This is a genomic window from Clostridium novyi NT (assembly GCF_000014125.1).
Taxonomy (GTDB): domain Bacteria; phylum Bacillota; class Clostridia; order Clostridiales; family Clostridiaceae; genus Clostridium_H; species Clostridium_H novyi.
Window position 1 is genome coordinate 2,533,595 of record NC_008593.1, and the last position, 14,126, is coordinate 2,547,720.

The 14,126-nt window shown below is 36.3% G+C and carries 7 protein-coding genes and 2 rRNA genes; all 9 read right to left on the reverse strand.

All coding sequences use genetic code 11. From position 1 onward, the window contains the following. Window positions 1–63 precede the first annotated feature (63 nt). A 23S ribosomal RNA gene (locus NT01CX_RS11875) occupies window positions 64–2,968 on the reverse strand. A 174-nt stretch (window positions 2,969–3,142) separates the two neighbouring features. Then, a 16S ribosomal RNA gene (locus NT01CX_RS11880) occupies window positions 3,143–4,655 on the reverse strand. The 16S and 23S rRNA genes sit together here, the layout of an rRNA operon. Window positions 4,656–5,035: 380 nt before the next feature. Next, on the reverse strand, window positions 5,036–7,567 hold the full coding sequence (gene gyrA / locus NT01CX_RS11885; RefSeq protein ID WP_011723263.1) for a DNA gyrase subunit A: 2,532 nt from the start codon (window positions 7,565–7,567) through the stop codon (window positions 5,036–5,038). Window positions 7,568–7,588: 21 nt separating this feature from the next. Then, window positions 7,589–9,502: a DNA topoisomerase (ATP-hydrolyzing) subunit B gene (gene gyrB / locus NT01CX_RS11890; protein WP_011723264.1), complete on the reverse strand. Its 1,914-nt coding sequence runs from the start codon at window positions 9,500–9,502 to the stop codon at window positions 7,589–7,591. A gap of 15 nt (window positions 9,503–9,517) precedes the next feature. Then, complete coding sequence (remB, locus tag NT01CX_RS11895; protein WP_011723265.1) at window positions 9,518–9,787, reverse strand: extracellular matrix regulator RemB; 270 nt, start codon at window positions 9,785–9,787, stop codon at window positions 9,518–9,520. Window positions 9,788–9,807: 20 nt separating this feature from the next. After that, on the reverse strand, window positions 9,808–10,893 hold the full coding sequence (gene recF, locus NT01CX_RS11900; protein WP_011723266.1) for a DNA replication/repair protein RecF: 1,086 nt from the start codon (window positions 10,891–10,893) through the stop codon (window positions 9,808–9,810). Between the two features lie 55 nt (window positions 10,894–10,948). Continuing rightward, window positions 10,949–11,155 (reverse strand): S4 domain-containing protein YaaA, encoded by a 207-nt coding sequence (gene yaaA, locus NT01CX_RS11905; RefSeq protein ID WP_011723267.1) that lies wholly within the window; start codon window positions 11,153–11,155, stop codon window positions 10,949–10,951. A 36-nt stretch (window positions 11,156–11,191) separates the two neighbouring features. Continuing rightward, complete coding sequence (gene dnaN, locus NT01CX_RS11910; RefSeq protein WP_011723268.1) at window positions 11,192–12,295, reverse strand: DNA polymerase III subunit beta; 1,104 nt, start codon at window positions 12,293–12,295, stop codon at window positions 11,192–11,194. Between the two features lie 257 nt (window positions 12,296–12,552). Further along, a complete protein-coding gene (dnaA, locus tag NT01CX_RS11915; protein ID WP_011723269.1) occupies window positions 12,553–13,899 on the reverse strand; it encodes a chromosomal replication initiator protein DnaA in 1,347 nt (448 codons plus the stop codon). Window positions 13,900–14,126: the final 227 nt, after the last annotated feature.

The following is a 14,126-nucleotide window of genomic DNA, read 5'->3' on the forward strand; positions in this document are numbered from 1 at the left end:
TGTTGACAATTTTAAAAGAATCTTTGAATTATTCTTTCAAAATTGCACAGCGATAATAATTATTTGATCAAGCCCTCGACCTATTAGTATTGGTCAGCTGAATACATTACTGTACTTACACCTCCAACCTATCAACCTGATAGTCTTTCAGGGGTCTTACTAGCTTACGCTATGGGAAATCTAATCTTGAGGTGGGCTTCACGCTTAGATGCTTTCAGCGTTTATCCCTTCCCAACATAGCTACCCAGCTGTGCTCCTGGCGGAACAACTGGTGCACCAGAGGTTGGTCCATCCCGGTCCTCTCGTACTAAGGACAGCTCCTCTCAAATTTCCTACGCCCACGGCGGATAGGGACCGAACTGTCTCACGACGTTCTGAACCCAGCTCGCGTGCCGCTTTAATGGGCGAACAGCCCAACCCTTGGGACCGACTACAGCCCCAGGATGCGACGAGCCGACATCGAGGTGCCAAACCTCCCCGTCGATGTGGACTCTTGGGGGAGATCAGCCTGTTATCCCCGAGGTAGCTTTTATCCGTTGAGCGATGGCCCTTCCATACAGAACCACCGGATCACTAAGCCCGACTTTCGTCCCTGCTCCACCTGTATGTGTCGCAGTCAGGCTCCCTTCTGCCTTTGCACTCTACGCGCGATTTCCGACCGCGCTGAGGGAACCTTTGGGCGCCTCCGTTACCTTTTAGGAGGCGACCGCCCCAGTCAAACTGCCCACCTAGCAATGTCCTGTGACCAGATTCATGGCCTCCAGTTAGAATTCCAGTACTATCAGGGTGGTATCCCAAGGATGACTCCACCAAAGCTGACGCCCTGGCTTCTAAGTCTCCCACCTATCCTGTACAGACAATACCGAAATTCAATGCTAAGCTACAGTAAAGCTCTACGGGGTCTTTCCGTCCAACCGCGGGTAGCAAGCATCTTCACTTGCACTACAATTTCACCGGATTTACTGCCGAGACAGTGCTCAAATCATTACGCCATTCGTGCGGGTCGGAACTTACCCGACAAGGAATTTCGCTACCTTAGGACCGTTATAGTTACGGCCGCCGTTTACTGGGGCTTAAGTTCATAGCTTCGCTTACGCTAACTATTCCCCTTAACCTTCCAGCACCGGGCAGGCGTCAGCCCCTATACATCAGCTTACGCTTTAGCAGAGACCTGTGTTTTTGATAAACAGTTGCTTGAGCCTATTCACTGCGGCCTACTCTCGTAGGCACCCCTTCTCCCTAAGTTACGGGGTCAATTTGCCGAGTTCCTTAGCAGTAATTCTTCCGACGACCTTAGGATTCTCTCCTCATCTACCTGTGTCGGTTTGCGGTACGGGCACCATTTTGCTCCATAGAGACTTTTCTTGGCAGCGTGGAATCAGATACTTCGTCAAAAATGACTCCCCATCACACCTCAGGCTTAATGTTAAGCGGATTTACCTACTTAACACCCTAAGTGCTTAGACGCACATCCAATAGTGCGCACATCCTATCCTCCTGCGTCATCCCATTTGTCAAACGCATTATGGTGGTACTGGAATATCAACCAGTTGTCCATCACCTACGCCTTTCGGCCTTGGCTTAGGTCCCGACTAACCCTGGGAGGACGAGCCTTCCCCAGGAAACCTTAGATATTCGGTCAACAAGATTCTCACTTGTTTTTCGCTACTTATGCCAGCATTCTCACTTCTGTACTGTCCACCACTCCTTACGGTATGGCTTCAACCTGTACAGAAAGCTCCTCTACCACGTATACAAAGTATACATCCATAGCTTCGGTGGTAAGTTTGAGCCCCGTTACATCTTCGGCGCAGGATCTCTCGACTAGTGAGCTATTACGCACTCTTTAAATGAGTGGCTGCTTCTAAGCCAACATCCTAGTTGTCTTAGAAATCCCACATCCTTTCCCACTTAACTTACACTTTGGGACCTTAGCTGATGGTCTGGGCTGTTTCCCTTTTGACCACGGATCTTATCATTCGTAGTCTGACTGCCGGGGTACAAGTATATGGCATTCGGAGTTTGATAGGGTTCAGTAACTGTTGTCAGCCCCTAGCCCATTCAGTGCTCTACCTCCACTACTTAATTACCCGACGCTAGCCCTAAAGCTATTTCGAGGAGAACCAGCTATCTCCGAGTTCGATTGGAATTTCTCCGCTATCCACAGCTCATCCCATGGCTTTTCAACGCCAACGTGGTTCGGACCTCCACGGAATTTTACTTCCGCTTCATCCTGGCCATGGATAGGTCACCCGGTTTCGGGTCTACAATATGCAACTAGTTGCCCTGTTCAGACTCGGTTTCCCTTCGGCTCCACACCATAAGTGCTTAACCTTGCTGCACATCGTAACTCGCTGGCCCGTTCTACAAAAAGTACGCCGTCACACTTTAATGTGCTCCGACCGATTGTAGGCACACGGTTTCAGATTCTATTTCACTCCCCTCCCGGGGTTCTTTTCACCTTTCCCTCACGGTACTGCTTCACTATCGGTCACTAGGTAGTATTTAGCCTTGGGAGATGGTCCTCCCAGCTTCCCACAAGGTTTCACGTGTCTCGTGGTACTCTGGAGTAGATCTACTTTTCTTTCCTTTTCGCTTACAGGGCTATTACCTTCTATGGCGGAGCCTTCCAGCTCTCTTCAACTAAAGAAATCAAAGCGTTGTGATCTATCCGCAACCCCAGGAACAAGTTCCTGGTTTGGGCTCTTCCCCTTTCGCTCGCCGCTACTTAGGGAATCGAATTTTCTTTCTCTTCCTCTGGGTACTTAGATGTTTCAGTTCCCCAGGTGTACCTCCATATACCTATGTATTCAGTATACAGTATCTAGCAAAGCTAGATGGGTTTCCCCATTCGGAAATCTACATATCACAGGCTATGTGCGCCTACATGTAGCTTATCGCAGCTTATCGCGTCCTTCATCGGCTCCTAGTGCCAGGGCATTCACCGTGCGCCCTTTGTAGCTTGATCTATCATCATCTACTAATTTTCATTAGTGTCTAGGTTTAGATTATTTCTAATCTTATTAATTCGTTTCTTTATCACTGTGCAATTTTCAAAGAACAATTTCTTGAAAGACTTAGTCTTTCAAAATTAAACAGAATCAGGTTTCCAGTCTGGAAGCTTTGCTTCCATTCTCCCTAGAAAGGAGGTGATCCAGCCGCAGGTTCTCCTACGGCTACCTTGTTACGACTTCACCCCAATCACCAATCCCACCTTCGACCGCTGGCTCCTTACGGTTACCTCACGGGCTTCGGGTGTTACCGGCTCTCATGGTGTGACGGGCGGTGTGTACAAGACCCGGGAACGTATTCACCGCGACATGCTGATTCGCGATTACTAGCAACTCCAACTTCATGTAGGCGAGTTTCAGCCTACAATCCGAACTGGGACTGGCTTTCAAGTTTTGCTCCCCCTCGCGGGATTGCTGCTCGTTGTACCAGCCATTGTAGCACGTGTGTAGCCCTAGACATAAGGGGCATGATGATTTGACGTCATCCCCACCTTCCTCCACGTTAACCGCGGCAGTCTCGTTAGAGTGCTTAACTTAATAGTAGCAACTAACAATAAGGGTTGCGCTCGTTGCGGGACTTAACCCAACATCTCACGACACGAGCTGACGACAACCATGCACCACCTGTCTTCCTGTCCCCGAAGGGACTTCCTCAGTTACGAGTAATTCAGGAGATGTCAAGTCTAGGTAAGGTTCTTCGCGTTGCTTCGAATTAAACCACATGCTCCGCTGCTTGTGCGGGTCCCCGTCAATTCCTTTGAGTTTTAATCTTGCGACCGTACTCCCCAGGCGGAATACTTAATGCGTTTGCTGCGGCACCGAGGGTGGTACCCCCCGACACCTAGTATTCATCGTTTACGGCGTGGACTACCAGGGTATCTAATCCTGTTTGCTACCCACGCTTTCGTATCTCAGTGTCAGTTACAGTCCAGAAAGTCGCCTTCGCCACTGGTGTTCTTCCTAATCTCTACGCATTTCACCGCTACACTAGGAATTCCACTTTCCTCTCCTGCACTCTAGACACCCAGTATCAAATGCAGCTCCCAGGTTAAGCCCGGGAATTTCACATCTGACTTAAATGCCCACCTACATACTCTTTACGCCCAGTAAATCCGGACAACGCTTGCCACCTACGTATTACCGCGGCTGCTGGCACGTAGTTAGCCGTGGCTTCCTCATTAGGTACCGTCATTATCGTCCCTAATGACAGAGTTTTACGATCCGAAAACCTTCATCACTCACGCGGCGTTGCTGCGTCAGGGTTTCCCCCATTGCGCAATATTCCCCACTGCTGCCTCCCGTAGGAGTCTGGACCGTGTCTCAGTTCCAATGTGGCCGATCACCCTCTCAGGTCGGCTACGCATCGTTGCCTTGGTGAGCCGTTACCTCACCAACTAGCTAATGCGCCGCGGGTCCATCTCAAAGCGGATTGCTCCTTTGATTATTTTACGATGCCGTAAAATAATGTTATGCGGTATTAATCTCCCTTTCGGGAGGCTATCCCACTCTTTGAGGCAGGTTACCCACGTGTTACTCACCCGTCCGCCGCTAATCCACTTCCCGAAGGAAGCTTCATCGCTCGACTTGCATGTGTTAGGCACGCCGCCAGCGTTCGTCCTGAGCCAGGATCAAACTCTCAATTTAAAAGTTTAATCTTACTCAAATTTATTGACTGGTTTATTACCTATATTCTGTTTAATTTTCAAAGACCATTTTCTTTCGCCATCTCTCGACGACTTCCTTAGTTTATCATAACTAATTTTTCTTGTCAACACTTTTTTCAAAGTTTTTTGTGACTTCTTTTGTCGCAATCACTTAACGACAAGTGATATCTTATCAAAATAATTAATTTAACGTAAATATATTATGTTTTATTATAATAAATTATATTCTATTTTCTTTTATTAACACTAAATTTCTCTAAATATATCATATTGACACTCCTGGTTATGTATATTAAAAAACTATAAAAAAGTGACCTTGCTTTTAAGCAAAGTCACTTTTAAATTCATTTTTATTAACAATTATTCGTTTATTTCCTCATCAACCTGTTGATTAATTTCACTATTGTTTTCTTCTAACTCATCTTGAGCTATTTGTTGTGAATCATTAGAACCTTCTTCCATCTCTTCTTCAGTTATATTAACTTTAGCCATAGTAACTACTTTTTCTTCTTCTACAGTTCTCATTAAAGTAACTCCCATAGCATTTCTGCTAGTAACTGATATATCAGAAACATTTATTCTTATAGCTATACCACTGTCATTTATAAGCATTAATTCATCTTCATCCTCAACAGATCTTGCACCAATAAGAAGTCCTGTTTTTTCAGATATTTTATAAGTTATAACCCCTTTTCCACCTCTTTTTTGAAGTGTGTATTCTTTAATTGGAGTTCTCTTACCATATCCATTTTCACTTACAACTAAAAGATCTCTTTCATCTGATGCAACTTCCATACTTACAACTTCATCATCATCTCTTAAGGTAATAGCTTTAACTCCTGTTGCATTTCTACCCATTGGTCTTGCATCATTTTCATCAAATTTTATTGCATAACCATTTTTAGTAGCATAAATTATATTGCAATCTCCAGTAGTTACCCTAACACTTATAAGTTCATCATTTTCTCTTAGATTAATAGCATTTAATCCATTTTTTCTAATAGATGAATATTGATCAAGTGAAGTTTTCTTTATTAAACCATTCTTAGTTCCCATGATTAAGTATCTATCTGGTTTAAATTCTTTTAGGTATATTACATTTTGTATTTTTTCATTTTTCTCTAAAGGAAGTAGGTTTATTAAATTCATTCCCTTAGCTGTTCTGCCAGCTTCAGGTATTTGATAAGCTTTAAGTTTGTATACCCTTCCCCTATTACTAAAGAATAATATATTATCATGAGTTGATGAAGTTATTATATGTTCAACAAAATCATCTTCTTTAGTTGTCATTGCTTGAATACCTCTACCACCCCTTCTTTGAGCGCTATATGTCTCAACAGGAAGTCTTTTTATGTATCCAGCATGAGTTAGAGTTATAACAACGTCTTTTTCTTCTATTAGATCTTCTATATCTATGTCATTTCCGTCGCCATGAACAATTTCTGTTCTTCTCTCATCACCATATTTAATTTTAATTTCATTTAACTCATCTTTTATTATTTTTAATAATAAATCTTTGTTTGAAAGTATTTCTCTAAAGTATTTAATGCTTTCCATAAGTTTTGCATACTCTTCTTCGATTTTTTCTCTTTCAAGACCTGTAAGTCTTTGAAGTTTCATATCAAGTATTGCATTTGCTTGTTTTTCAGAAAGATTAAATTTGCTCATAAGACCTTCTCTTGCCTCAGCTGTTGTCTTAGAACTACGTATTAATTTTATAACTTCATCAATGTGATCAAGTGCTATTCTAAGACCTTCTAATATGTGAGCTCTTGCAAGTGCTTTATCTAGGTCAAATTGAGTTCTTCTTGTTATAACTTCTTCTTGGAATTTTATATAATGTTTTAAAACTTCTTTTAAACTTAATACCCTTGGTTCACCATTAACAAGTGCTAGCATTATTATTCCAAAGCTATCTTGCATTTTAGTGTGTTTATATAATTGATTTAACACAACATTAGCATTTGCGTCTCTCTTTAGTTCTATTACAATTCTCATACCTTGTCTGTCTGATTCATCTCTAAGGTCTGAAATTCCATTTATCCTCTTATCCTTAACTAAATTTGCTATGCTTTCAATAAGTCTAGCTTTATTTACTTGGTAAGGTATCTCAGTTACAACTATTCTTGATTTTCCTTTTTCATCTTCTTCTATTTCAGCTTTTGATCTAATAACAACTTTTCCACGACCAGTTTCGTAAGCTCTTTTTATACCTGATTTTCCAACTATAATTCCTGCTGTAGGAAAATCTGGTCCCTTTATTTCTGCCATAAGTTCAGCAACTGAAATGTCTGGATTATCGATATATTTACTTATACCATTTATAACTTCAGTTAAGTTGTGAGGTGGTATATTTGTTGCCATACCAACTGCTATACCTGAAGATCCATTTACAAGTAAGTTAGGAAATCTAGATGGAAGAACTGAAGGTTCTTTTTCTTCTCCATCAAAGTTAGGTATAAAGTCTACTGTGTTCTTGTTTATATCGCGTAGAAGCTCAAGAGTAACTTTAGTCATCTTAGCTTCTGTATATCTCATTGCAGCTGCTCCGTCTCCGTCTACAGAACCAAAGTTTCCATGACCGTCTACAAGAGTATATCTAATAGAAAAATCTTGAGCCATTCTAACTAAAGCGTCATATACAGCAGTATCACCGTGTGGGTGATATTTACCTAAAACGTCACCGACTATTCTGGCAGATTTCCTATATCCTTTCTCAGGAGTTAATCCAAGTTCATGCATTGAATATAAAATTCTTCTATGAACTGGTTTTAATCCATCTCTTACGTCTGGAAGTGCACGACCAACAATAACACTCATAGCGTAATCTATATAACTTCTTTGCATTTCCTTACTTATGTCTACTGGTATAATATTACCTTCGTTGTTCATCTTAACACCTCTTTACTAACCTTATATATCTAAGTTAACAACTTTTTTAGCATTTTCTTCTATGAATTCACGTCTTGGCTCTACTTTGTCACCCATTAAAATTGTAAATACTTCATCAGCCCTCATAGCGTCGTCTATAGTAACTTTAACTAATGTTCTGTGTTCTGGATTCATTGTAGTATCCCACAATTGACCAGCATCCATTTCTCCAAGACCCTTATATCTTTGAATTTCTGTATTCTTATCTTTTCCACCAATTTGTGCTAAAACTTCTTGAAGTTCATTGTCTGAATAAGCGTAATTAACACTCTTACCCTTCTTAACTTGATATAAAGGTGGTTGCGCAATATATACATGACCGCCATCAACTAGTTCTCTCATGTATCTATAAAAGAATGTTAGTAGTAGTGTTGCTATGTGAGCTCCATCTACATCGGCATCGGTCATTATTATAATTCTGTGATATCTTATTTTTTCTATATCAAAATCTTTGCCAATACCTGCTCCAAAAGCTGTAATCATGGCTCTTATTTGATCTGAATTTAATATTTTATCAAGTCTTTGCTTTTCTACGTTCATTATTTTACCTCTTAATGGTAAAATAGCTTGGAATCTTCTATCTCTTCCTTGCTTTGCAGAACCACCCGCAGAATCTCCTTCGACTAAATAAATTTCACATTCTGATGGGTCTTTAGAAGAGCAATCTGCAAGTTTACCTGGTAGTGATGTACTTTCAAGCACACTTTTTCTTCTAGTAAGTTCTCTTGCTTTTTTAGCAGCTTCTCTTGCTCTTGCTGCTGTTAATGATTTTTCAATAACGATTTTTGCTGTATCAGGATTTTCTTCTAGGAATATGCTAACTCTTTCAGATACTATTGAATCAACAATTCCTCTAACTTCAGTATTTCCAAGCTTTGTTTTTGTTTGTCCTTCAAATTGAGGATCTGTAAGCTTTACTGAAATTACTGCAGTAAGACCTTCTCTTGTATCATCACCTGATAAGTTTTTATCGTTTTCCTTTAAGAATCCATATCTTCTTGCATAATCATTTAACACTCTTGTAAGTGCTGTTTTAAATCCAGCTAAGTGAGTTCCACCTTCAACTGTATCTATGTTATTTGCAAAGGAAAAAATATTTTCATTGTATGTATCATTGTATTGTAATCCAACTTCAACTAAATAATCATCTTTGTTACCCTCTACATATATAGGTTCTGCATGAAGAGTTTGTTTATTTCTGTTTAGGAAAGAAACAAATGATTTTATTCCACCTTCATAGTGAAACTCATCTCTTCTTTCGTTTCCTTCTCTTTCGTCAACTAATATAATCTTTATTCCTTTGTTTAAAAATGCTAACTCTCTTAATCTTTGAGCTAATGTAGAATAATCAAATTCCACTTCTTCAAAAATTTCATCATCAGGCTTAAAATAAACAGATGTTCCATGCTCATCTGTATCCCCAACAATGGTAAGTTCACTAACAACTTTACCCTTTTTATAGTTTTGACTCCATATATGTCCGTCTCTTCTTACTTCAACATTACACTCTTTTGATAGAGCATTAACAACTGAAGCACCAACACCGTGAAGACCTCCAGATACTTTGTATCCGCCTCCACCAAATTTACCACCAGCATGAAGCACAGTCATAATAACTTCAACTGTTGGCTTTTTCATTTTAGGATGAATACCTACAGGCATACCCCTACCATCATCTTTTACTGTTATGCAATTATCTTTATGTATTAACACTTCTATGTTTTGACAAAAACCAGCTAAGGCCTCATCTATACTATTGTCTACAATTTCGTAAACTAAGTGGTGTAGCCCTCTTATTCCTGTTGTTCCAATATACATCCCTGGTCTTTTTCTAACAGCCTCTAATCCTTCAAGTACTTGTATTTGCGATTCATCATATACTTGTTTGTTCTCCATGAATGTCCTCCTAACTTATTCTTTAGGTTCATAGAACATATTTTCAGTTCTCTTTGTTAAGGTAGAAGAAGATATAGGTGATAAGTATATTTTACTTTTCTTGTTAACTTCAGCAACAACAAAAGATTTCGGATTTTCTTTTGTTATCCTTTCAACAAAACCATCTTCTTCAGCCATTCTTAAAAATTGTATAGTGTCTGAACTATACATTGTAGCCTCTAGATCGAATATACCAATTATATCTTTTAATGGAACTACTACATTTTCTCCTAAATGCAAAAACATAAGTTATCCTCCTTAGACGATTATTGATTAACTGTTCCATTTGTAACCTTAAATAACTTCACATGATCATCTAAATATTCCCTAATATCAATTAAACCCGTTCCTGTTATAATTGTTTGAAATTCTCTTATTGAATTAAGAATATACTTTTGCCTATTTATATCTAATTCAGAAAGAACGTCATCTAGTAAAAGAACAGGATATTCACCTGTTTGTTCTTTTATGATCTCTAATGATGCAAGTTTTATAGTTAATACTGCTGTCCTTTGTTGACCTTGAGACCCAAAAGTTCTAGTATCTGTATTATTTATATTTACTGCAAAATCATCTCTATGTGGACCAAATGAAGTACTTCCCTTTTCAAAATCTTTTTTTACATTTTCTCTTAATAAATTATAAAAGTCATTTTGAATGTTGTTTAAATCTTTAATAGACGTTATATATTTAAATTCTATATTTTCCTTTTGTGAAGTTATATCTTTATGAATTTTATTTCCCCTAATGCTTAAAGATTCTATGTATTTAAGCCTCTCTTTTATTATATAACTTCCATATTTACTTAATTGATGATCGTAAACTTCAGTAACTTCTGTGTTAGAGTTCCATTTTCTAAGAATAGTATTCCTCTCATTCAAAACTTTATTATATCTTACTAAACTATAGTAATATTTTTTGTTCAATTTACTGAGTTCAATATCTAAAAATTTTCGTCTATAGGAAGGTGATTCTTTCACAATTTTTAAATCTTCTGGGGAAAACATTACAACGTTAAAAACACCTATAAGATCTGAGATAGTCTTTAATTTTATAGAATTAACCCTAACGCCTTTTTTACCTTCTTTGAATATTTTAATGTCTATCTTCTTATCTAGCCTTTCTTTACTAATATAAACGCTTATATAGGCATCCCTAGCCCCCCACTTTATAAGTTCTTTATCCTTATTGGTTCTATGAGATTTGCCTATACTACAATAATATATACTTTCAAGAATATTTGTTTTTCCTTGGGCATTATCTCCTATAAAGACATTTATGCCACTATGAAGTTTTAAAGATAATATTTCATAGTTTCTAAAATTAATTAACTCTAAATTTTTAATATACATAACAACACCTGTTGTAATTATACCATATAACTCATATCTTAACTAAGTTTAAATATTAAATAATTTTATATGCGTCTCCGTTAAATTCTACTATGTCACCTGGTACTAGCTTTCTTCCTCTTCTATTTTCCACTTCTCCGTTTACTATAACTTCATCATTTTGAATATAGAATTTTGCTTCTGAACCCATAGTTGCAATTCCCGACCATTTTAAGAAAGCATCTAACTTTATGAACTCTGTACTTATTTTTATTTCTTGCATATACAATCCTCCAACTTATTTTTCATAAACAAACATTTACGCATTTAAAAGTCTTACTGGTAAAACTAAGTAAGTGTATGCTTTTTCTTCTTTACTCTTGATAACACAAGGACTTACGCTACTATCAAATTCCATTATTATTTCATCATCTTCTAGAATTTTAAGCACATCAATTAGGTATTTTGAATTAAATGCAATTTGAAGTTCGTCACCTTGCAAAATGATATTTAGTTCTTCTCTAACCTTTCCCAATTGAGAATTAGAAGTGATAATTAGATTGTCATCTTTAATGTCGAATTTTACAAGATTCGTGTTTCCGTCTTTTCCCATTAAAGATGCTCTTTCAATACAATTCAATAATTCAGATCTTTTAGCTGTTACTTTTAACTTGTATTCTTCTGGAATTATAGAATTATATTTTATAAATTCTCCTTCTAAAAGTCTAGATATAACCTTAGTTTCTCCTAGATTAAAAAGAATATGGTTAGGAGTAAAAGTTATATTTACATTTTTTTCATCTTCACTCAGTATTTTAGAAACTTCACTAAATGTTTTTCCTGGAATTACCGCACTTATAGTGTTTTCATTGTTAATTTCGTTACTTCTAAGTGCTAATCTATATCCATCTAGTGCAACTAAGTTCAGTTTTTCATCTCTAACTTCAAACAATATTCCTGTAAGAATAGGTCTTGTTTCATCTTGAGCTATAGCAAATATAGTACCTTTAATCATATTTTTTAATACTTTTTCAGGTATACTGAAAATCATATTTTCATTTATTCTAGGTAAGCCTGGAAATTCATCTGCATCCATATGAATTAAATCAAACTTAGATTTTTCACAGAATATTTCAATAGAATTATTATCTGTAGTGTTGATTTTTACTGAACTATTAGGAAGTTTTCTTATTATTTCTCCGAATATCTTAGAATCAACAACTATTGTACCTTCTTCTTCAACCTCCGCTTCTATTTTAGTTTCTATGCTAAGGTCTATATCAGATCCAATTAAAGTAAGTTCATTATCTTTAGCAGATAAATGTATTCCTTGTAATATAGGCATAGGTGATTTTCCAGTTACAGCTTTTTGTGCTATTGATATTGCTTCTTGTAATTTGTTTTTAGCACATGTAAATTTCATAGTTGTGTACCTCCTTTATCCACAATTAAAATTTTGATTATAAATAGATAGAATAGATATATTTATATAGTAGTAATAGTAATAGGGACTGTTGATATGTGGATAACCTATTCAAAGCTAATAGAATAGCCAAAATTAGTGGAAAAATTATTGTGGATAAATTGATCAAAAAACTTAACATTTATCCACAATAATAAACAGTCAATGTATATTTTTATTTTATCCACATAATATTAAGTGTATATTATAAACATATGTTAATTGTTAGTTATCTTCTTGTTTAAATCATCAATAACGTTTCTTAAAGACTCATCTTTCTTTAAGATGTTAGAAATTTTTTCGTAGGCGTGAATTACAGTTGTGTGATCACGTCCTCCAAATTCTTCTCCTATTTTAGGGAGAGACATATCAGTAAGTTTTCTACTTAAATACATGGCAATTTGTCTTGGAAATGCTATGTTTCTAGTTCTTCTAGAAGATTTAAGTTCTTGAATTTTTAAGTTAAAGTAATTACATACGATATCTTGTATTAGCTCTATTGTAATTTGTTTATTTTGTTCGCTTGATATTATATCTTTTAGAGCTTCTGCTGCAAGATCTACGCTAATTTCTCTGTTTGTTAGAGAAGAGTACGCAACAATTCTTATTAATGCGCCTTCAAGTTCTCTGATATTTGATTTTATTTTAGTTGCAATGTATACCATAACTTCGTTTGGTATATCAAGATTTTCTACATCTGCCTTCTTTTTTAGTATGGCAATTCTTGTTTCAAAATCAGGGGCTTGGATATCAGCGATAAGTCCCCACTCAAATCTAGAACGAAGTCTATCCTCTAATGTAGGTATTTCTTTTGGTGGTCTATCACTAGATAGAATTATTTGCTTGTCAGCTTCATAAAGAGCATTGAAAGTATGAAAAAATTCTTCTTGAGTTCTTTCTTTTCCAGCAATAAATTGAATATCATCTATAAGAAGTACATCTACATTTCTATATTTATTTCTAAATTCTTCATTTTTATCGTCTTTTATAGAGTTTATAAGCTCATTAGTAAATTTTTCAGAAGAAACATATACAACCTTTGCATTAGGTGTATTTTGAAGTATATAGTGACCAATAGCATGCATTAAGTGAGTTTTACCAAGTCCAACTCCTCCATATATGAAAAGAGGATTGTATGCTTTAGCTGGAGATTCTGCAACAGCTAAAGATGCGGCATGAGCAAATCTATTACTATTACCTATTACAAATGAATCAAATGTATATTTAGGGTTTAAGATAGATGTCATCTCATCATTAACCACTATATTATCATTGGACGACTTAGGTTTAAGTTGCTGATTATTAAAAATTTCTTCTGATGTTATTGAAAATTCTATGTTATATTTTTTAGAAGTTATAAGTTTTATTGCATTTATTATAAGATCTTTATATCTACTTTCAAGAATGCCTCTTGTAAAATCATTGGGAACTTCTAATTTTATTGTATTTTCATTCATTGATATAGGAGAAATACTTTTTATCCAGGTATTAAAACTAACTTCAGTGAGTTCCCCTTTTATGATATTTAAAGTTTTCGTCCATAGTTGTTTCAATTGGGCATTCATTTTTTGACCTCCAGTCTATCAAAAAATAATTTTTTAATAAAAATTAAATATGTAAAATTTAAGTATTAACAAGTTATCAACAATAAGTACGTGTTCTATTATAATTTGTTGACAAATATAATAAAATTATTCACATGTGTATAATAATTAGGATAACAAAAAGTAAATTTAATTTATCAACAAGAACCAATAAATTAAAAATTAACAAACGTTAATATGAATAAATA